The following is a 20,065-nucleotide window of genomic DNA, read 5'->3' as shown; positions in this document are numbered from 1 at the left end:
TTTACCCCCGCCGTCCTGCCGGCAAACGGGCGGGTCGGGTCAGCGGCCGGCGAGCAGCCGTTCGCGGACCTCGCGGCGCAGGATCTTGCCGATCTGGGAGTACGGCAGCTCGTCGACGACCACGACCCGGCGCGGCACCTTGTACCCGGCCAGGTGGGTGCGGCACGAAGTGCGGATCGTCTCCGGCGTACAGGCCACCGCCGGGTCGACCACCACCGCGGCGACGACCACCTCGCCGTCGTCGGTGGGCATTCCCACGGCGGCGGCCTCGCGGACGCCGGGGACGCGGCGCAGCGCCTCCTCCACCTCGGACGGATAGACGTTGAAGCCGCCGGTGATGATCAGCTCCTTGATCCGGTCGACCACCGTGACGAAGCCGTCGGCGTCCATGGTGACGATGTCGCCGGTACGCATCCAGCCGCCCGGCAGCAGCACCTTGGCGGTCTCCTCGGGCCGGTGCCAGTAGCCGGAGAACACCTGCGGGCCGCGGACCAGCAGCTCGCCGGCCTCGCCGGGCGCACGGTCGCGGCTCGGATCCTCCGGGTCGACGATGCGCACGTCGGTGGAGGGGAACGGCACCCCGACGGTGCCGGGGCGACGGGTCGGCGCGACCGGGTTGCCCACGGTGATCGGGGACGTCTCGGTCATCCCGTACCCCTCGACCAGCAGGCCGCCGGTCACCTGCTCCCACAGCTCCACGATGGCCGGTGGCAGCGACATCGCGCCGGAGATCGCGTACCGGATGGAGGTGAGGTCGACGCCGCGTTCGCGGGCGACGGTGGCCAGCTTCGCGTAGACCGGCGGCACCGCGGGCAGGAACGTCGGCGGGCGGCGGCGGACGGCGTCGAGCACCTGGTCGGCGTCGAAGCGGGGGAACAGCACCAGCGTCGCGCCGATGCTGACGGCGAAGGTGAGGCAGAGCGTCAGCCCGTAGGCGTGGAACAGCGGCAGCACCGCGTACACCGTCTCCTCGCCGTCGCGCAGGCCCGGCACCCAGGCGCGGCCCTGCGCGGCGTTGGCGCGCAGGTTGCGGTGGGTCAGCACGGCGCCCTTGGGCTCGCCGGTGGTGCCGCCGGTGTACTGGAGCAGCGCCACGTCGCCGGCCTCCGGCGCGGGATGGCTCGCGGGCAGCGGCCCGGCGGCGGAGACGAGGTCCGACCAGGCCAGCGCGCCGGGCGCGGGGGCGGTCATCGCGGCGCGGGCGGCGCGGACCTTCGGCAGCGGCACCCGCAGCGCCCACCGCTTGAGCCGCGGCAGCGCCGCGGTCAGGTCGACCGCCACCACGGTACGCACGGCGCCGCGTCCCGCCACCAGCGGCGCGACCTTGTCCCACGCGATCGCGACCGTCGCGCCGTGGTCGGTGAGCTGCCGGTCCAGCTCGTCGGCGGTGTAGAGCGGGTTGTGCTCGACCACCACCGCGCCGAGGCGCAGCACGGCGTAGAAGGCGACCACGTGCTGCGGGCAGTTCGGCAGCACCAGCGCCACCCGGTCACCCGGGCCGACGCCGAGCCGGCGCAGCGCCTCGGCGGCGCGGGCCACCTGGTCGGCCAGCTCGGTGAACGTGGTGGTGGCGCCGTAGAAGTCGAGCGCGACCCGGGGACCGAACCGCCCGGCCGCCTCGGTGAGCAGGTCGACGAGCGAGCCGGTCGGCTCGGCGATCTCCGCCGGCACGCCGGGTGCGTAGCTGCGGGTCCAGGGTCGCTGGGCGGTCGCGTCCATCGCCGTTACTCCTCGTCGCGTGGATGACGCCCCCAGCCTAACTTAACCGCCCGGTAACCTACGCTTACGTAGGTTGCCGGGTGAGTCACACTTCTCCGCAGGTCAGCGGCGGCGGGTCGAATGTTGGTGCACCACCCGCCGGCCCTTCACGATCCCGAAGATGATCACCGCGGCGAGCGCGATCACGCCGATGATGACGAGCCAGCGGACCGCCTCCAGCAGCAGCCCGAGCAGGATGAGCACACCGGCGACCACGCCGACCACCCAGAGCAACGCGCGCATGTCCCAGCCTCCCGTCGTACGGTGGGCCGTGCGCTTTCCCGCTGCTCGTGCGGCCATGCGCCGCCGGATGGATCAGTGCCGGGCCACGTACACGGTGTTCGCCGCCTCCCGGCCCTGCAACGGGTTCGGGAACCGGACGACGTGCGCCACCGAGGTCGGGAACACCTCGGTCAGCGTGCGCTGGAACGCCGGGTCCGGCGGGTCGTTCGACCACAGCGCGAAGACGCCCTCCGGGTGCAGCAGCGCGGCCAGCCGGCGCAGCCCGTCGACCGTGTAGAACGGGGCGTGGCTGGGGTGCAGCACCTGGCGGGGGGAGTGGTCCACGTCCAGCAGCACCGCGTGGAAGCGGCGCCCGGGCTCATCCGGGTCGAGACCGTCGCCGGCGACCGCGGCGAAGAAGTCCGCCCGGACGAACCGGGTACGCGGATCGGTGGCCAGCCCGGCGGCGAACGGCAGCAGATCCCGCCGGTGCCAGTCGATCACGTCCTCGATCGCCTCGACCACCACCAGCGAGCGCACCCGGGGATCCTCCAGCGCGGTCCGCGCGGTGTAGCCGAGGCCGAGCCCGCCGACCACCACGTCCAGCGCGTCACCGGTGAGCGGGGCCAGCCCGAGCCGGGCCAGTTCGATCTCCGCGACCGGGAAGGCGCTGGACATGAGGTACTCGTCGTCGAGCTTCACCTCGTACACCTCGGAGTCCAGCGCCGGGTCACGGCGACGCCGCAGGCTGATCTCGCCGATCGGCGTCTCCCGCCAGGCCAGTTCCTCGAAACGCGCGCCCACCCGGTGTCCTCTCCGCCGATCCGTCCCCGGATGCTACCGGCCGGTCCCGGCCCGGCCCGGCCCGGCGAAACGACGGCGGACGGCGGTCAGTCGGCGGGGCGGGTGGCGACCACCACGGTGTCCAGCGCGTCGACGGTACCGCCGTCGGTGGCCGGGACCGGCCGGCGGGTCGTCTCGGCCCGCTGTACGCGCAGCCCGGCCAGCCCGTCGACCACCGACTCCGGCGTGAGCAGCACGTCCGGGTCCTGCGGGCCGCCGATGCCGCCGGAGAGGTTGGCCAGGTCGTGGCCGACCACCACGAGCGTGCCACCGGGGCGCAGCGCCGACTTCGCCGCGGCGAGCACCCGGGCGAACTCGGGCGCCGCCAGGTGCAGGTAGCTGATCAGCACCAGGTCGTAGCTGTTCGGCACCGGCCGGTACGCGGTCACGTCCGCGACCCGCCAGTCGACTGTCACGCCCCGCGCGGCGGCCAGTTCCCGCCCCCGGTCCACGGCGACCGAGGAGAAGTCGACCGCGTTCACCCGCCAGCCCTGACCGGCCAGCCAGACCGCGTTGCGGCCCTCGCCGGCGGCGATGTCGAGCGCCGAGCCGGGGGTCAGGCCGGTGACCGACTCGACCACGAAACGGTTGGGCTCAGCGCTCCACACCAGTCCGGGCGTGTCGGCGTACCGGCTGTCCCAGGCGCTGCTGTCCACTGTGTCCCCTCCTCCGGCGGCCCCACACCGCCATGGTGACCGTACCGGCCACGGCAAGCGCTCCCACGGCGAGTCCCCAGACCGGCGGCAACTGCTGCGCGAGCACGAACACGCCCATCACCACGACGAACCAGCCGAAGCCGCGACGCAGCAGGTCGGCCGGGATCCGGCCGGCGAGCCGGCCGCCGAGCAGGCTGCCGACGACAGCGGCGGCGGTGACCCCGGCGGCCAGACCCCAGTGGATCTGCACGCTGGACAGGTAGCCGGCCAGGCCGGCGAACGACTTCATCGCGATGACCACCAGCGAGGTGCCGACCGCGACCGGCATCGGCAACCCGCCCAGCAGGGCCAGGGCCGGTACGACCAGGAAGCCCCCGCCCGCGCCGACCAGACCGGTGACCAGGCCGACCACCACTCCGTCGACGATCACCCGCAGCGCCGGCAGCTCGGACGGGGCCGGTCGGCCCTCGGCGGATCGCCGGCCCCGGAGCATCGCGACCGCGGTGGCGAGCATCATCAGGGCGAACCCGGTGAGCAGGACGCCCGCCGGGACGAACTCGGCCAGTCGGCCGCCCGCGTACGCGCCGGTCATGCCGGCCACCCCGAAGACGAGCCCGGTGCGCCAGCGGACCCGGTTCGCGCCGGCGTGCGGCAGCACGCCCACCGCACTGGTCACGCCGACGACCAGCAGCGAGGTGGCGATCGCCTCCTTGGCGGGCAGGTCGGCGACGTAGACCAGCAGCGGCACGGCGAGGATCGACCCGCCGCCACCGAGCAGGCCCAGCGTCACGCCGATCAGCACCGCGCCGGCCAGCGTCAGGGCGAGGGTGGTCACCTGCGGTCCCCGTCGCGCAACTGCCCCACGATGGTGTCCAGGTCGCAGCTCGCGCCCCGGTTGTACGGCAGCTTGCTCAGCAGCATGCCCATCGCGCACGTGTTGGTGAGCGCGGCGAACGTGAGGCCCGCGCCGATGAAGGCGGCGACCCACTTCAGGCCCGGCACGAACACCGAGCCGAGCACGGCGGCGAGCACGATCGAACCGGCGACGAGGCGTACCTGGCGCTCCAGGTCCCAGCGCGACCGGCCCTGGTTGACCTGCGCGCCGGTGGCCTGCCAGGCCAGCATGCCGCCGTCGAGCACCTTGAGGTTGGGCAGGCCGACACCGGCCAGCGCCTGCCCGGCCTGGCTCGCCCGGGCGCCGGAGCGGCAGATCAGCACCACGTCCTCGTCCAGGTGGCTGCGCAGCTCGGCGCGGTGTTCCCGGAGCAGGTCCAGCGGAACGTTGTACGCGCCGGGGATGTGGGCCGCCTCGAACTCGCCGGGCGTCCGCACGTCGAGCATCCGGGGCGTACGTCCGGCGGCGATCAGCTCGCGCAGGCCGGCCGCGTCGATGGTCGGGGTGGTCGTGGTCATGCTCTGTCTCCTTGAACGGGATGTTTTCGGGCAGGGTCCGGCGTCGGCCGGTGTACGGACACACCGGCCGGGCGCTGGGGGAGAGGTCAGGCGGTGGTCGCCATGCGAACGCCGGCCGCCTCGGCCCGGGCGTACGCGTCGTCGATCAGCACCACGTCCCGGCCGGCGTTGGCGAGCAGGGACGCGGCGGCGGTGGCCCGGTAGCCGGAGCCGCAGTGCACCCAGATCGTCCCGGCGGGGATGTCGGCGAGGCGCTTCGGCACGTCCGGCAGCGGCACGTGCACCGCGCCGTCGATGTGCCCGGCCTTCCACTCGTTCGTCATCCGCACGTCGAGGACGACCTGCGGCTCGGGCAGCCCGGCCGGGGTCTTGCCGGCCTGCGCGGCGGCGAGCGCGCCGAAGTCGGCCACCGCCATCTCACGCAGCTGCGACGGGTCGGCGGTCCACTGCTCGGGCTCGCCGGTGGCCTGGGCGGCCGGGCGGTCGATGCCGATGCGGACCAGTTCCCGCTGGGCGTCGGCGACCTGCTCCGGGGTCTGCGCCAGGAACGTGATCGGCACACCCCAGTCGATCAGCCAGCCGAGCCACGTCGACATCGGCCCGTCCAGGCCGAGGCTGACGGTGCCGGCCAGGTGCGAGGCCGCGTACGCCTTGCGGTGGCGCAGGTCGACCACCCACTCGCCGGCGGCGATGCGACGGCGCAGCTCGTCGGCGTCGGCACGGGCCACCGGCGTGAGGTCGACCGGGGCGGGACCGGCGGCGTTGGCGACACCCATGTGCGCGTAGTACGCCGGGTAGGCGTCCAGCCCGGCCAGCGTCTCGGTGACGAACTGGTCGGCGGCCAGCCGCAGCACCGGGTTGGCCTCCTTCTCCCGGCCGATCGTCGACTCGGGGGCGTCGGCCTGACTGGCCGAGCAGAAGCTGCCGAAGCCGTGCGTGGGCCACACCTGCGCGCCGTCGGGCAGCAGGTCGGCCAGCTTGCGGGCCGAGGCGTACTGGTGGTGCGCCAGCTCGTGCGCGTGCTGCTGGCCGAGCAGGTCGGTGCGGCCGGTGGTGCCGAACAGCAGCGAGCCGCCGGTGAACACGCCGGCCGGCGTCCAGTCGCCGTCGCGCTCGTCGAGCACGTACGACAGGTGGTGGAACGTGTGGCCCGGGGTGCCGATCACCCGCAGCCGCATCGTGTCCGACACCGGCACGGTGTCGCCGTCGGACACCGGCGTGCGGTCGAACTCGACGGTGTCGGCGGCGGCCACCAGGTACTGCGCGCCGGTGATCCGGGCCAGTTCCAGGCCGCCGGAAACGTAGTCGTTGTGGATGTGCGTCTCGACCACGTGGGTGATCCGTACGCCCTTGGCGCCGGCCAGGCACAGGATGCGGTCGATGTCGCGCTGCGGGTCGACCACCACCGCCACCCGGCCGTCGGAGGCGAGGTAGCTGCGGTCGCCGAGCGAGGAGGTCGCGATGACGGACACGTCGAGGGTCATGTCATTTCCTCTCATTGTCTATATACCCCGGGGGGTATGCGAAGAACAGTCTGCGGCCTGTGAATTCCAGGCAGGTGTTTACCCGCCCGGGTCGCTGTCACACGGCGCGGGCGGGTTTCAGCCGGTCAGGCGGGCGCCGTCGGGCCAGGGAGTCGTCGGGCGAGGGAGTCGTCAGGCCAGGGACAGGAAGAGCTTCTCCAGCTCCTCCTCGGTCATCTCCGGCTCCTCGCCGGCCTGGCGGGCGGCGTCGCAGTAGCGCATGCCGGAGGCGATGATCTTGAAGCCGGCCCGGTCGATGGCCTTGGAGACCGCGGCGAGCTGGGTCAGCGCGGCGCGGCAGTCCTCGCCGTTCTCCATCATCTCGATGACGGCGTTGAGCTGCCCCCGGGCCCGCTTGAGCCGGGTCAGTGCCTCACCTGTCATCTCCGGTCGAAGATTCACGTCCCACCTCCTGCTCGCAAACATACCCCAGGGGGTACCCGATCCGCCACCATCGCCGCTCCCGCCCTCGCCGATCTTGCACTTGGTGCCCGAAGCATGCCTGTTGTGGCCGGTTTGTCGGGGCGGCAACTGCAAGATCGGCGGGGCGGGGGGTGGGGGCGGGGACACGCAGGGTCGCCGGGGCATCGACGGAGCGCTTATCCTGTGCGCCGACCATCCCAGCCGGAAGGGACCCGATGGCGTCGCGGCAGGACCAGCTGCACTCGTACCAGTTCACCGTCCAGCGGGCGGTCGCCGCGCTCGTCATGCGGGAGACGGATCCGCCGCAGTCCCCGTTCCGCCGGCTCGCCGGCGCCGGTCTGGCCAGCGTCCTGGTCGCGGCGATCGCGCTCGGCGGCGTCGCGCTCTACGGCCTGTTCACCGGCGGCGGTGACTCGTGGCGCGAGACCGGCGCGGTGATCGTGGAGAAGGAGTCGGGCGCGCGTTTCGTCTACCGCGACGACAAGCTGCACCCGGTGCTCAACTACGCCTCAGCGCTGCTGATCATCGGGGCGGAGCAGCCGAAGACGGTGCTGGTCGGCCGCCGCGCCATCGAGGGAGTGCCGCGCGGTCTGCCGCTGGGCATCGCCGACGCGCCGGACTCGCTGCCCGCGTCGAACCGGCTCGTCCGCGACGCCTGGACGCTCTGCTCGGTACCGGGCGACGACACGGGGCGCGGGGAGGCCGGGCGCGGCGAGGCCCGCTCGGTGCTGCTGATCGGACGGGAGGCCACCGGTGGCCGGGCGCTCGGCGACCAGGGCCTGCTCGCCCGCCACCCGGACGGCGGCCTGCACCTGCTCTGGCACGACCGGCGCTACCTGCTGCGCGACACCGACCGGGTGCTCGCCGCGCTGGCCGCCACCCGGGAACGGGCGGTGCCGGTGGCGGCGGCGCTGCTGAACACGCTCCCGGCCGGCGCCGACCTGGCCCCGCCGCCGGTGGACGACCTCGGTGAGCCGTCCGAGCGGGTCACCGGCGCGGCGGTGGGCGACGTCTACCTGGTGCGCAACTCCGGTGGCAGCCGGCAGTACGCGGTCGCCCAGCGCGGCGGGCTGGCAGCGATCACCGAGTTGCAGGCCGCCTTGCTGCTGACCCGCACCGGCCAGCGGGAGCCGGAACCGATCACGCTCGGCCGGTTCGCCGCGCTGCCGAAGCTGCCCGGTCTGGTGCCGGGCGGGCCGACCGCGCCGCCCGCCGTACCGCCCCGGCTGGCCGCCGCCGAGGGTGCGCTCTGCGCGCGGGCCGGCGACGACACCGGCGTACGCGAACTGCGCCTCGGTGCCGCCGCGCCGGCCGCCGCCGCGCGGGCCTCGGGCGGCCGGGCCGGGCTCGCCGACGCGGTAGTGGTCGAGCCGGGCCGCGGCGCGCTGGTGGAGGCGGTGCCCGCGCCGGGCGCGACCGGCGGCGCGATCTGCGTGGTCACCGACCTGGGCCGACGGTACGCGCTGACCGGCGCCGACGTCCCGGGCATGCTCGGGTACGCGGGCGTACGCCCGGCGCGGCTGCCGGCGGGCCTGGTGGACCTGCTGCCGGCCGGCAGCCCGCTCGACCCGGAGGCCGCCCGGACGGTGGCCGCGCCCGCCTGAGCGCCGGGCGGCCGGCTCGAACGCGTCAGGCGAGGGCCGGGGCCGAGCCGGGCGAGGGCCGGGCTGGTCCGGAGCTGAGCAGGCCGAAATGAGCAGTGGGTCAGCCGGCCGGGCGGCGCAGCACGGTGACCGCGAAGTCGGCGTCGTCGCGCCACGGTCGCAGGTCCCAGGTGGCGAAGCGGTGCTCGGGGCGCAGCCCGGCGGCCACCGCGTCGGCGTCCAGTTCGGCCACCGGGTAGCCGCGGTCGGTGGCGAAGCCGACCACGACCAGGCCGTCCGGCCGGACGTGCGCGGCGACGCGGGCCAGCACGTCGCGCTCGGTGCCGGGGGCGACGAAGACCATCACGTTGCCGGCCAGCACCGCGGCGTCGAACGGCTCCGCCTCGCCCTGCGCGGCCAGGTCCAGCTCGGCCAGGTCGGCGACCAGGAAGCGGGGACCGGGGTGGTCGGCGCGGGCCGCCTCGACCAGCGTCGGGTCGGCGTCCACGCCCACGGCGGTGTGCCCGCGCGCGGCGAGCGCGGCGGCGACGCGGCCGGTGCCGCAGCCGGCGTCCAGGACACGGGCGCCGGGCGGTACGAGCGCGTCCAGCAGCCGCGCCTCACCGGCCAGGTCGGCGCCCTCGGCGGCGAGCTGACGGAACCGGTCCACGTACCACTGCGAATGGCCGGGGTTCGTGTCGGTCACCCAGCGGGTCGGCTTGCCCATGACGCCACCGTAGCTGATCTTGTGGCGGCAGTCAGGCGAGCGCCAGGAACGTGCCGGCGGCGAGCGGCCCGCCCAGCGCCACACCGGCCAGCACCTGCGGCCAGGTGTGGTCGCCCAGCCGTACCCGGGACCAGCCGACGGCCGCGACGAGCACCCAGCCGAGGTTCGCGGCCGGGCCGGTCAGCGGCACCAGCACGGCGACCGTGGCGGCGGCCACCGCCGCGTGGATGCTCAGCTTCCACCAGTGGTTCACCAGCGCGCAGGCCGCGCCGACCACGAAGACCACCACGATCACGGCGAACAGCTCGGTCGGTGCGCGTACCGCCGCCAGCAGGAGCAACCCGGCCGCGACCGAGGCCAGCCCGATCGACAGCGGCCGGGCCCGCTGCGTGCGGTCGCCGACGTGCCGGTCGGTGAGGCGCCCCCGGCGTACGCCGTGCACGAGCACGCCGATCGGGATGACGGCGCAGAACGTCAGCGCGATGCCGCCCCAGAGCAGGAACTGGCCGGCCGAGCGGCTGACCCGGGCGGCCGCGATCAGCGGCAGCGCCGTCACCAGGACGGTCGGGGCGAGCACCTCGGTGAGCATCCGGGCCGCCCGCGCGCCGGCCCGGCGCTCCCGTGATGCTCGCACCCGATCATCCTGGCACGGACGCTCAGCCCTTCTCTGCTCCGCTGGTGAGTCCCTCGGTGAGCATTCGCTCCCCGGCGAAGAACAGCACCACGATCGGCAGCGTGAGGATGACCGATCCGGCCATCAGCACCGTCTTGGGCACCTCGACGCCGTCGGCGAGCAGCGACAGCCCCAGCGACACGGTCCACCGGTCCGGCCGGTCGACCATGAACAGCAGCGCGAACAGATATTCGTTCCAGGCGATCATGAAGTCGTACAGCGCGACGGCCATCACCGAGGGCGCCGCCAGCGGCAGGCTGACCCGGCGGATGATGCCGAGCCGGCCCGCGCCGTCGATCGCCGCCGACTCCTCCAGGCTCACCGGAATCGTCTCGAAGTAGTTCTTCAGCATGTAGACCGACACCGGCAGCGTCTGCGAGATGTAGACGAGCACCAGGCCGGTCAGCGACCCGCGCAGCCCGGCCCGGGTGAAGACCACGAACAGCGGGATCGCGATGACGATCGACGGGAACAGGTAGACCGCCAGGAACAGCGCGCTGACCTGCCGGCGGCCGAAGAACCGCAGGCGGGAGACCGCGTACGCGCCGGGAATGGCGATCACCAGGGTGAGCGCGGTGGCGGCGAGCGCCACCAGGCCGCTGTTGCGGATGAACGTGAGGAAGCCCTGGCCGCCGTCGGAGACGGACTTCAGCACCTCGGCGTACGTGGCGACGGTCAGCTCGCCGAACGGCACCCAGAGCGAACCGGGCTCCAGCAGCAGACGTTCGATCGGGCGTACCGACAGCACCAGCATGTACCAGAACGGCAGCAGTGTGACCACCAGGAACCCGGCGATCACCAGCCGGCGCAGCCAGCGCAGGCTCACCGTCTCGATCCGGTCCCGGTCCATCACGCCTCCCGTCGCGCGCCGAAGAAGCGCAGGTAGATGGCCACGAACACGAGCAGCACCACGGCGAGCACGACCGCCTGGGCGGCGGCCGCGCCGATGTCGGTGCGGGCGGTGAGGAACTGGTAGACCCGGACGCTGACCACCTCGGTGCCGGCGGCGCCGCCGGTGAGCAGGTAGACGTCGTCGAACTTGTTGAACGTCATGATGAAGCGGAGCACGCCGATCAACGCGATCACCGGCATGAGCTGCGGCAGCAGGATGTGCCGGAACCGCTGCGTGGGTGTGGCACCGTCGACCCGGGCGGCCTCCTCCAGCTCGCCCGGCACCGCCTGCAGCCGGGCCAGCAGGAACAGGAACGCGAACGGGAAGTAGCGCCACGCCTCGAACGCGATCACCGTCCACAGCGCGGTCGACTCCTGGGACAGGAACGGCACCGGCTGATCCCAGCCGAGGAAGCGCTTGCCCCAGTCGTTGACGATGCCGAGCTGCGGGTCGAGCATCACCTGCCAGACGAACGTCATGGCGACCACCGGCGCCACGTACGGCAGCAGCATCGACGCGCGGACCAGCGTGCGGCCCCGGAACGGCCCGCGTACGGCGAGCGCCGCCGCCAGGCCCACCACTATCGAGCCGGCGGTGCCGCCGACGCTGTAGAGCACTGTGGTCCAGAGCGTGTCGGCGAACCCGGGCGTGTGCAGAACCCGGTCGATGTTGTCCAGCGTCAGCTCGCCGAACAGGCCGGTCTTGCGCAGCGTCGCCAGGCGTACCCGCTGGAAGGCCAGCAGCACCGTCCAGACGATGGGTATGCCGATCACCGCGACCACGACGAGCAGGGTCGGGCTGACCAGCGCGAGCCCGGCGCGGGACTCGCGGCGGCGCAGTGTCAGCGGACGTCGGCCGGGTCGGCGGGGTCGCTCCGGTGCGGGGGAGCGGCCGGCCTCCGGCGCGGTGGTGGTCAATTCACGCCCTTGGCTATCGCCTCGACGTCCTTGCGGGCGCGTTCGGCGGCGGCGCGGGCGTCGGACTTGCCGCCGACGACGTCGGCGAGCGCCTTGGGTACCGGCAGTTCACCGAGGATGGCGCCGACGAGCTTGCCCTGGTTCTCGGTCAGGCCCCACCGCTGGAACGTGTCGGGGCTGCGGCGCAGCGTGGCGAGCACGTCCTCGCCGTAGACCTCGGACAGCGGCTTCTTGGTGTCCACGCCGGCCGGGCTGGTGTTCCAGGCGGTGCGGAACTTCTGCTTGTCCTCCGGCGTGCCGGTGCGCACCGGGAAGCGCCCCTCGGGGGACATGCCGAACCAGCGCGGGTAGCCGTCGGAGAGCATGTACTCCACGAACGACTTCGCCGGGTCGACGGCACCGTCGAGCACGGCCCAGGAGCTGACCTCGCCGTACTGAGCCGGCTCGGTGCCGTTGGGGCCCTTGATCGCGGTGACGAAGCCGCTGTTGCGCGCCAGCCAGGCCGGGTCGGACTGGCACTGCGGGCACGTCGGGCGGGCGTCGGCGCGCAGCCCGGCCAGCTCGTCGAGGATGAACGGCGACCAGATCAGCATGGCCGCCTTGCCGGCGAAGTAGGTGGCCCGGGTGGTGTCGACGTCCTGGGCGCCCTTGACCGAGTTGTTCCGCATCAGGTCTCCGTAGAAGCGGAACGCCTCGACGCACTCGGGGGAGTCGAGCGTGACCTTTCCGGAGTCGTCGGTGAGCCGGCAGTTGTTCGCCAGCGCCAGGTGCTCGAAGGTCTGCTGGGTGAACACGTCGCCGGGGGAGGTGGCCGCGGTGATGCCGGCGACGCCGCCGGTGTTCAGCTTCGCCGCCGCGGCGGCGATCTTCTCGTACGTGTCGGGCGCCGGCAGGCCGGCGGCGGCGAACAGGTCCTTGCGGTAGACCAGCAGCTGACCCCACCCGTCGCTGGGTACGGCGAGCTGCTTGCCGCCGTCGCTGGTGAGTTCCAGCGCGCGGGGCGTGAACGTGTCCTTGCCGAGCCGGTCGACGACGGTGCCGTTGGCGTCGACGTCGAGGAGTTCGTTGGCGGACAGCGTCCGCACCCCGGCCAGGGAGACCGAGCCGACCACGTCGGGCAGGTCGCCGGCGGCGGCGCTGGAGGCGATGAGGGACGGGAACTGGTCCTCGTTGACGGTGACCAGGTTGACCTTGACGCCGGTCTTGGCGGTGTAGTCGGCGATGATCGCCTTGGTGGCGGCGACGCGGTCCGCCACGTCTTCCAGGCTCCAGACAGTGATCTGCGAACTGTCGGATTTCGGCCCGTCGTCGCTGCATGCGGCCACGCCGGTCCCGGCCAGTGCCAGGATCAGGCCTAGTGCGAGCCGCCGTGTGGAGGGTGATGACATCGGTGGCACTCCTCTCGAAAGAGTACGGCTTTCCGCCAATACCCATCGATTCATCAATGTAATCACATATGCCCATTTTTTGGGTTAGAATCGAGGTCGGCACTTTCTTCGGAGCGACGCCATGAGCAACTGGGTTGTCTCTCTGGCCGGGCCCCGGCACGTACGCCTGGAGCCCTGCCCCGCGGACCACCTCGGTCCGGGCCAGGTCCGCGTCCGCACCCACTATTCGGGCATCTCCGCCGGCACCGAGCTGACGCTCTACCGGGGCAGCAACCCGCGCCTGCGCAAGGACTGGGACGCCGGCAGCCGCATGTTCGTCCCCCGCCAGGCCACGCCCGCGTACCCGGTGGTGGGCTTCGGATACGAGGAGGTCGGCGAGATCGTCGAGGTCGCTCCCGACGTGGCCGGGCGGTGGCCCGGCCAGCTCGTCTGGGGCATCTGGGGGCACCGCGCCGAGGCGGTGCTCCCCGCGACGGCGGCGCACCCGCTGCCACCCGGCCTCGACCCGCTCGCCGCCGTGTTCGCCCGGCCCGGCGCCATCGCGCTGACCGCCGTACTCGCCGGTGACCTGCACCTGGGCGACTGGGTGGGCGTGTTCGGGCAGGGCGTGATCGGGCTGCTCGGCACGCGCCTGGCCGCGCTCTCCGGCGCCCGCGTGGTGGCGGTCGACCGGATGCCCGCCCGGCTCGCGCACGCCACCCGGCTCGGCGCCCGCCGGGTCGTCGACGCCGGCACCGACTCGCCCGCCGCCGCGCTGCGGGCCGCCACGGACGGCCGGGGCGCCGACGTCTGCCTGGAACTGTCCGGGTCGTACCCGGCGCTGCACGAGGCGATCCGCGCCACCGCGCACGCCGGGCGCGTCGTCGCGGCCGGCTTCTACCAGGGGTACGCCCACGGGCTGGAACTCGGCGAGGAGTTCCACCACAACCGGATCCAGCTCGTGGCCGCCCAGGTCTCCGGGCCCGATCCGGCACCCGGCACGGCCGGCCGGTGGTCCGGGACGCGGATCGCACACACCTTCATGGACCTGGTGGCCGAGGGCAGCGTCGACCCGCTGCCGCTGGTGAGCCACGTCGTCGACGCGGGCGCGGTGGCCGACGCCCTGGCGTTGCTCGACCGCGGTGACGGTGACGTCCTCCAAGTGGTGCTGAGGTTCTGATGGACATTCCGCTTGCCTGCCAGGAGCAGCTGCTTCCCGGCAGCGACCTGACCCAGAAGTACGCCCTCGCCGTCTCCCTCGGCTACCAGGGCATCGAGCTGCGCGGACGGGGCGACCACGCGCTGGCCCGGCGGCTGCCGGAGCTGCGCCGCGCCCGCGCCGCCGGCGTGGTGATGCCGACCGTCTGCGTCGAGATGGACCACTTCGTCGGCGACTTCGACCCGAACCGCTCCCGCGACGCGGTGGACAACCTGCGCTCCCAGCTCTCGGTGATCGCCGAACTCGGCGGCGTCGGCGCGATGACCCCGGCGGCCTGGGGCATGTTCTCCCGCCGGCTGCCGCCGTTCGAACCACGCCGCTCGGCCGAGGGCGACCGGCGGGTGCTCGTCGACGCCCTGGGCGAGCTGGCCGGGCACGCCCGCGCCGAGGGGGTCACCGTGTTCCTGGAACCGCTCAACAGGTACGAGGACCACATGGTCAACCGGCTCGACCAGGCCGTCGAGCTGTGCCGCGCGGTCGGATCACCGGCGCTGCGGGTGGCCGCCGACACGTACCACATGAACATCGAGGAGGACGACCCGCACGCCGCGCTGCGCGCCGCCGCGCCGTACCTCGGGCACGTCCAGGTCAGCGACTCCAACCGGCACCAGCCCGGCGCCGGGCACCTCGACTGGGCGGCGCTGCTGGCCACGCTCGACGCGATCGGCTACACCGGCTGGCTGGCGCTGGAGTGCCGGCTGCGCGGCGAGCCGGTCGCCGCGCTGCGCCAGGCCGCCACCGCGCTGGCCCAGGCCCGTCCCCGGCGGGCCGCCGCATGACGCTGACCACCGGGGTACGCGCCGACGCCGACCGGCACGCCCGGCTGCGCCGGCTCGCGCTGGCCACCCTGGACGCCAACTGGGAACACGACCACACCGTCCCCTCCCGCACGCTCTACCCGCACCAGTGGAGCTGGGACTCGGCTTTCATCGCGATCGGCCTGGCCCACGTCCGCCCGGACCGGGCCTGGCGGGAGCTGCGCACACTGTTCGCCGCGCAGTGGGTCGACGGGCGGGTGCCGCACATCGTGTTCAACCCGGCCTCGCGCGCCGGGCCGTACTTCCCCGGGCCGCAGTTCTGGGACTCCGCCCGCGCCGACGGCTCGCCGGCCCGGGCCACCTCCGGGATCGTCCAGCCGCCGGTGCACGCCCCGGCCGCCTGGCTGGTGCACCGCCGCGCACCCGGCGAGGCGTCGGTGGCCGCGCTGCGGCGGCTCTACCCGAGGCTGGTCGCGCAGCAGCGCTACCTGACCGGGCGGCGCGACGCCGGTGGCGGCGGGCTGGCGTCGATCGTGCACCCGTGGGAGTCCGGGCTGGACAACAGCCCCGCCTGGGACGCGCCACTGGCGGGGGTGTCCGCCGACGAGGCGGTGATGCGCGCGTACCGCCGGCACGACACCGCGCACGCCGACGCCGCGCAGCGCCCCACCGACCTGGACTACGCGCGTTACGTCGCGCTGGTGGAGAGCTACCGGGCCGGCCGCTACCGGGACGAGGGGCTGCTCGGACGGCACCCGTTCCTGGTGGAGTGCCCCCTGGTGAACGCCGCGCTCGGCGTGTCCGAGTACGCCCTCGCGCGCATCGCCACGGTGATCGGCGCCGACCCGGGGCCGCACCGCGACCGGGGCGCCCGCATCACCGAGGCGCTCGTCACCCGCCTCTGGGACCCGGTCACCGGCACCTTCCGTCCCCGCGACGTGCGCGCGGACCGGCTCGTGCCGGCCCGGACCGTGCTCGGGCTGATGCCGCTGGCGCTTCCCGAGCTGCCCGCCGCGCAGGTGTCCGCACTGCTGGCCGAGGCGTGCTCGCCGCGCTTCGGGCTGGCCGCCCGGATGGACCGGCCGCTGCCCACGTACGACCGCACCGCGCCGGACTTCGAGCCGCTGCGCTACTGGCGCGGCCCCAGCTGGATCAACACCGGCTGGCTGCTCTGGCAGGGGCTGCGCACGCATCGGCGGGCCGACCTGGCCGCCGGGCTGCGCGAGTCGCTGCTCGACCTGGTCGACCGGTCCGGCTGCCACGAGTACTTCCACCCGGACACCGGCGCCGGTCTCGGCTCACCGGCGTTCAGCTGGACCGCCGCGCTGGTGCTGGACGCGCTCGGTTCGGAGTGACGCCGGTGGCGCCGGCCCGGGCCGGCGCCACCGTCTCGTGCCGGGTCAGGCGAGGCCGGCCGGGGCACCGCCGATGCGCAGGCCCGCCATCGGCGCGTCGTCGATCGCGTAGCCGAGCGCGTCGACCACCTCGACCACGCCGCTGACCTGCCGGGTCAGCCGTACCGCGAGCTGTACGGTGGACCGGCGCTCCACCTGTCCGGTCAGCGTCACCACGCCCCTGTCGACAGTCACGTCCACCACGCCGTCGCGGACGCCGAGGCTGCGCCACAGCACCTCCTCGACCACGTCCCGCCGGATGCCGGCGTCCGGGCGCAGGTGCACCTTGAGCAGGTCACCGCGGGTGACGATGCCGACCAGGCGGCCGAGGTCGTCGACCACCGGCAGCCGCTTCACGCCGCGCGCGTCCATCAGCCGGGCCGCCTCGACGATCGTCGCGTCCGGGGTGATCGTGACCGGGGGAGCGGTCATCAGGTCGGCGGCGAGCGTCGCGCCCGCCTTCGCCCGCGCCTCGCGGCGGTGCCGGTCCGGCAGGATCCCCCGCTCCCGGGGCCGGCCCAGGAACTCCACCTTGTACATCAGGTCCGCCTCGGACACCACGCCCAGCACCCGGCGGGTCTCGTCCACCACCGGCGCCGCCGTGACGTGCCGGTCGGCCAGCACGTCGACGATCTCCCGATACGCCGTGCCCTCCCGCACCGACGCCACGTTCCTGGTCATCACGTCCTGCACCTGCCACGTACGCATGGCGAACCTCCCTGTGTCCGCCACCGACGCTAGGCGGCGGCGACGGGCCGGCAGCAGGGGCGCAAAGACCAGGTCAGGGGGCCGGAGGTCCCGAATCACCCAGCCGCGACGGGCTCGGCGGTCTCGTCCAGGGGCGGCTCGGCGGTCAGCAGGCCGGCCGGCACCGGCTCGACCTGCACCCGGCAGTCGTGGAACGTCGGCGCCTCGCCCAGGTCGGTGTCCCGGACGCCGGTCACGGCGTTGACGGTGGACCGTCCCGGGCTGCGCCGCGCCCAGTACGCCTTGTAGGTGAACGCAAGGCCCGGCCGGGCCGCGTCGTCCACCGCCACCGCGGCGAGGAACGCGCCCCTGTCGTTGTGGACGCGTACCGCGTCGCCGTCGGCTAGCCCGCGCGCCGCCGCGTCGGCCGGGTGCAGGTGCACCCGGGGCGGTCCGGCGCGGCGGGTGTGCCACGGGAGCGAGGCGAACGTGGAGTTCATCAGGTAGCGGTTGGCCGGGGTGAGCAGCGTCAGCGGGAACCGGCGGGCCAGATCCGGGTCGGCCGCCTCGGCCGGTGGCGTGTACCCGGGCAACGGGTCCACCCCGAGCGCGGCCAGCGCCGGGTCGTGCAGCCGGGCCCGCCCGTCCGCGGTGGGGAAACCGCCCTCGGCGTACGGCGCGGAACCCACCGGCACGCCGGTGAGCCGGGCGTACGTGCGCTCGCGCAACTCCTCGTACGTGATCGGGGCGCCGGCCAGCAACTGCCGGGCCAGGTCCTCGTCGCTGTCGGAGAACGCGGGGTGGTCCACGCCGAGCGCCGCGGCGATCCGCCGGAAGATCTCGGTGTTCGGCAGCGCCTCGCCGGGCGCGCGGGTCACCGGCAGGTTCAGCGTCGTGTAGTGGTGCCCGTAGGACGTCTGCAGGTCGAGGTGCTCGGGCTGCATCGTCGCCGGGAGCACCACGTCGGCGTAGTCGCAGGTGTCGGTCCAGCGCTGCTCCAGCACCACGGTGAACAGGTCGGCGCGGCCCAGCCCGGTCAGCAGCCGGGCCTGGTCCGGCGCGGTCGCCGCCGGGTTGGCGTTGAACACCACGAGCGAGGTGACCGGCGGGTCGGCCTCCCCGGTGAGCACGGCTGCCAGCCGGCTCATGTTCAGCGACCGGGCCGGCGGGGCGGGCATGCCGGCCGGCCGGATCACCGGGCCGTTGTCGACCGGGTGGTGGCCGCTGGTGGTCACCAGGGCCCCGCCGCCGGGGTACCGGAAGTCGCCGGTGACCAGCGGCAGCGCGCAGATGGCCCGGATCGCCTGCCCGGCGCCGTGGTGGCGTTGCAGGCCCAGCCCGACCCGTACCGCCGTCGGCCGGGTGGTGGCGATCCGCTCGCCGAGCCGGCGGACCGTCCCGGCGGGCAGGCCGCACTCGGCGGCGGCCCGCTCCACCGGCCAGTCGTCGAGCCGGGCGGCCAGTTCCGGCCAGCCGGTGGTGTGCGCGGCCAGCCACGCCTCGTCGGCCGCCCCGGCGTCGCGGATGTGCCGCATCAGCCCGAGGGCGAGCGCCGCGTCGGTGCCGGGCAGCGGCGCGACGTGCTCGTCGCTGCGGGCCGCCGTGTCGGTACGCAGGGGGTCGATGGTCACCACGTACGCGCCGCGCTCGCGGGCCTGCTGCACGAACGGCCACAGGTGCAGGTTGGTGACGAGCGGGTTGGCGCCCCAGAGCACGATCAGGTTCGCCTCCACGATCGACTCCGGCTCGAAGCCGACCGAGGCGCCGTAGAGCGAGCGCAGCGCGGCCCGCGCCGCAGCCGTGCAGATGGTGGTGTCCAGCCGGGACGCGCCCAGGTGGGCGAAGAGCCGAGGACCCATGGTCCAGCCCTGGACCAGGCCCATCGTGCCGGCGAAGTAGTAGGGCAGCACCGACTCCGGGCCGTCGCGTTCGATGCTCGCGCGCAGCCCGGCGGCGACCCGCTGCACTGCCTCGTCCCAGGTCGCCGGCCGGTACGCGACCCGGCCGGCGCCCTTCGGGCCGGTGCGGATCCAGGGGGTGGTGAGCCGGTCCGGCCCGTTCACCGCGTCCAGGTAGCGGTTCACCTTGCCGCAGAGCGCGCCCCTGGTGAACGGGTGGTCGCGGTCGCCGCGCAACGCGACCGCCCGGCCGTCGTCGACTGTCAGCTGCCAGACGCAGGTGTCCGGGCAGTCCAGCGGGCAGGCGCCGGGGTGGGTGACGGGTGCCATGGCGCGGATGTTACCCCCGGTTCGCGACGGGGCAGCTGCTCGCCGTGGCGGGGGGAGTTTGGCCCGGGTGGAGGCGGGTACCCGCCGGGGCCGACCGGGTGGGCGTGGTGCCCGCCGGCGGCGAGGGGAGGGGTGGGATGCGGTTCCCCCTGTTCGTCGAGGCGGTGGCGCGACGGGCCGAGTTGCCCACGGACGAGGCCGCCACCGTCTCCCGCGCGGTGTTGCAGACCCTCGCCGACCGGATCACCGCGGACGAGGCGGCCGACCTGGCGGCGCAGTTGCCGGACGACGTCGGCGGCTATCTGGAGCCGGGTGGCACGGCCACCACCGGCGGTGCGGTGGACTTCCTGTACCGGGTGGCCGAACGCGCGGCGGTGGACCCGGCGGTCGCCGAGGTGGGTGCCGTGGCGGTGCTCGCCACCCTGCGCGACACGGTGACCGTGGGGGAGTTCCACGACCTCGTGGCGCAGCTGCCGAAGGGCTTCGACGCCATGGTGGACCCCATTCCACGGCCGCCGTACGATGTCTGAGCAGGCTCCCCGCGACCCGGGTCGAGCTGCGGCACCGAGGCCGTCTGCGGCGAAGATTCCACGGCCCGGAAGTATTTTCACCGTAAAATAAGTTGTTGCCTGACGCGTACGCTGTAAATCGTCTACGCGCTAGAGGGATGATCGGACGAATTCCTCCGTCCGAGGTTCCAGGGTCTCGTCCCCTCTTCGGCTCAAGCCTCATCGCCGCTCTTCCGGCGCACGGATCGAGCCATATCCTGCTTCCAATGTGAA

Annotated in this window: 20 protein-coding genes; 5 read left to right on the top strand and 15 right to left on the bottom strand. The window is 73.9% G+C overall.

Features of this window, described 5'->3' with window-relative positions:
- Positions 1-39: 39 nt before the first annotated feature.
- From O7604_RS26025 to O7604_RS25990, 8 genes are all read right to left on the bottom strand, one after another.
- Complete coding sequence (locus O7604_RS26025) at positions 40-1,719, bottom strand: long-chain-fatty-acid--CoA ligase (RefSeq protein WP_281578077.1); 1,680 nt, start codon at positions 1,717-1,719, stop codon at positions 40-42.
- Between the two features lie 102 nt (positions 1,720-1,821).
- Complete coding sequence (locus O7604_RS26020; RefSeq protein WP_018787202.1) at positions 1,822-2,001, bottom strand: hypothetical protein; 180 nt, start codon at positions 1,999-2,001, stop codon at positions 1,822-1,824.
- A 72-nt stretch (positions 2,002-2,073) separates the two neighbouring features.
- Positions 2,074-2,784 carry a spermidine synthase gene (locus O7604_RS26015; RefSeq protein WP_194801741.1) on the bottom strand — a complete coding sequence of 237 codons (711 nt, stop codon included), beginning with the start codon at positions 2,782-2,784 and terminating at the stop codon, positions 2,074-2,076.
- 86 nt (positions 2,785-2,870) lie between these two features.
- Entirely contained in the window at positions 2,871-3,479 is a 609-nt protein-coding gene (locus O7604_RS26010) for a class I SAM-dependent methyltransferase (protein ID WP_269706623.1), read from the bottom strand.
- A complete protein-coding gene (locus tag O7604_RS26005) occupies positions 3,418-4,314 on the bottom strand; it encodes a sulfite exporter TauE/SafE family protein (protein WP_281578076.1) in 897 nt (298 codons plus the stop codon). Before O7604_RS26005 ends, O7604_RS26010 begins: the two co-directional genes overlap by 62 nt.
- The gene (locus tag O7604_RS26000; protein WP_269706621.1) at positions 4,311-4,892 is read right to left on the bottom strand and encodes a rhodanese-like domain-containing protein; all 582 of its coding nucleotides are present in this window, start codon (positions 4,890-4,892) and stop codon (positions 4,311-4,313) included. Before O7604_RS26000 ends, O7604_RS26005 begins: the two co-directional genes overlap by 4 nt.
- A gap of 86 nt (positions 4,893-4,978) precedes the next feature.
- A complete protein-coding gene (locus O7604_RS25995) occupies positions 4,979-6,376 on the bottom strand; it encodes an MBL fold metallo-hydrolase (protein ID WP_281578075.1) in 1,398 nt (465 codons plus the stop codon).
- Positions 6,377-6,547: 171 nt separating this feature from the next.
- A complete protein-coding gene (locus O7604_RS25990) occupies positions 6,548-6,817 on the bottom strand; it encodes a metal-sensitive transcriptional regulator (protein ID WP_013285930.1) in 270 nt (89 codons plus the stop codon).
- A gap of 236 nt (positions 6,818-7,053) precedes the next feature.
- On the opposite strand from O7604_RS25990, the gene eccB reads away from it, so the two are divergent.
- Entirely contained in the window at positions 7,054-8,442 is a 1,389-nt protein-coding gene (eccB, locus tag O7604_RS25985; RefSeq protein ID WP_269706619.1) for a type VII secretion protein EccB, read from the top strand.
- 100 nt (positions 8,443-8,542) lie between these two features.
- Here the strand turns inward: eccB and O7604_RS25980 are convergent, their stop codons facing one another.
- Genes O7604_RS25980 through O7604_RS25960 form a run of 5 tightly spaced genes read right to left on the bottom strand, consistent with a single transcriptional unit; the run spans position 8,543 to position 12,886 of the window.
- Positions 8,543-9,148 (bottom strand): class I SAM-dependent methyltransferase, encoded by a 606-nt coding sequence (locus tag O7604_RS25980; RefSeq protein ID WP_269706618.1) that lies wholly within the window; start codon positions 9,146-9,148, stop codon positions 8,543-8,545.
- A gap of 31 nt (positions 9,149-9,179) precedes the next feature.
- The gene (locus tag O7604_RS25975) at positions 9,180-9,782 is read right to left on the bottom strand and encodes a phosphatase PAP2 family protein (protein WP_269706617.1); all 603 of its coding nucleotides are present in this window, start codon (positions 9,780-9,782) and stop codon (positions 9,180-9,182) included.
- 22 nt (positions 9,783-9,804) lie between these two features.
- The gene (locus O7604_RS25970) at positions 9,805-10,671 is read right to left on the bottom strand and encodes a carbohydrate ABC transporter permease (RefSeq protein WP_269706616.1); all 867 of its coding nucleotides are present in this window, start codon (positions 10,669-10,671) and stop codon (positions 9,805-9,807) included.
- A complete protein-coding gene (locus tag O7604_RS25965) occupies positions 10,671-11,630 on the bottom strand; it encodes a sugar ABC transporter permease (RefSeq protein WP_281578074.1) in 960 nt (319 codons plus the stop codon). Before O7604_RS25965 ends, O7604_RS25970 begins: the two co-directional genes overlap by 1 nt.
- On the bottom strand, positions 11,627-12,886 hold the full coding sequence (locus tag O7604_RS25960) for an extracellular solute-binding protein (protein WP_269706614.1): 1,260 nt from the start codon (positions 12,884-12,886) through the stop codon (positions 11,627-11,629). Before O7604_RS25960 ends, O7604_RS25965 begins: the two co-directional genes overlap by 4 nt.
- 253 nt (positions 12,887-13,139) lie before the next feature.
- On the opposite strand from O7604_RS25960, the gene O7604_RS25955 reads away from it, so the two are divergent.
- Genes O7604_RS25955 through O7604_RS25945 form a run of 3 tightly spaced genes read left to right on the top strand, consistent with a single transcriptional unit; the run spans position 13,140 to position 16,329 of the window.
- Positions 13,140-14,177: a zinc-binding dehydrogenase gene (locus O7604_RS25955; protein WP_281578073.1), complete on the top strand. Its 1,038-nt coding sequence runs from the start codon at positions 13,140-13,142 to the stop codon at positions 14,175-14,177.
- The gene (locus O7604_RS25950) at positions 14,177-14,995 is read left to right on the top strand and encodes a sugar phosphate isomerase/epimerase family protein (RefSeq protein ID WP_281578072.1); all 819 of its coding nucleotides are present in this window, start codon (positions 14,177-14,179) and stop codon (positions 14,993-14,995) included. The genes O7604_RS25955 and O7604_RS25950 overlap by 1 nt, the downstream gene beginning before the upstream one ends.
- Positions 14,992-16,329, top strand: a complete 1,338-nt coding sequence (locus O7604_RS25945) for a hypothetical protein (protein ID WP_269706610.1) — start codon at positions 14,992-14,994, stop codon at positions 16,327-16,329. Before O7604_RS25950 ends, O7604_RS25945 begins: the two co-directional genes overlap by 4 nt.
- 45 nt (positions 16,330-16,374) lie before the next feature.
- Here the strand turns inward: O7604_RS25945 and O7604_RS25940 are convergent, their stop codons facing one another.
- On the bottom strand, positions 16,375-17,076 hold the full coding sequence (locus O7604_RS25940) for a CBS domain-containing protein (protein WP_269706609.1): 702 nt from the start codon (positions 17,074-17,076) through the stop codon (positions 16,375-16,377).
- Between the two features lie 95 nt (positions 17,077-17,171).
- Positions 17,172-19,283, bottom strand: a complete 2,112-nt coding sequence (locus O7604_RS25935) for a molybdopterin-dependent oxidoreductase (RefSeq protein WP_281578071.1) — start codon at positions 19,281-19,283, stop codon at positions 17,172-17,174.
- Positions 19,284-19,420: 137 nt separating this feature from the next.
- Here O7604_RS25935 and O7604_RS25930 point away from each other — a divergent pair, with 137 nt between their 5' ends.
- A complete protein-coding gene (locus O7604_RS25930) occupies positions 19,421-19,813 on the top strand; it encodes a DUF2267 domain-containing protein (RefSeq protein ID WP_269706607.1) in 393 nt (130 codons plus the stop codon).
- Positions 19,814-20,065: the final 252 nt, after the last annotated feature.

This window comes from Micromonospora sp. WMMA1947 (genome assembly GCF_027497355.1).
Classification (GTDB): Bacteria; Actinomycetota; Actinomycetes; order Mycobacteriales; family Micromonosporaceae; genus Micromonospora.
The sequence above is the reverse complement of the archived record's forward strand: the minus strand, read 5'-3'. Positions and strand labels throughout refer to the sequence as shown.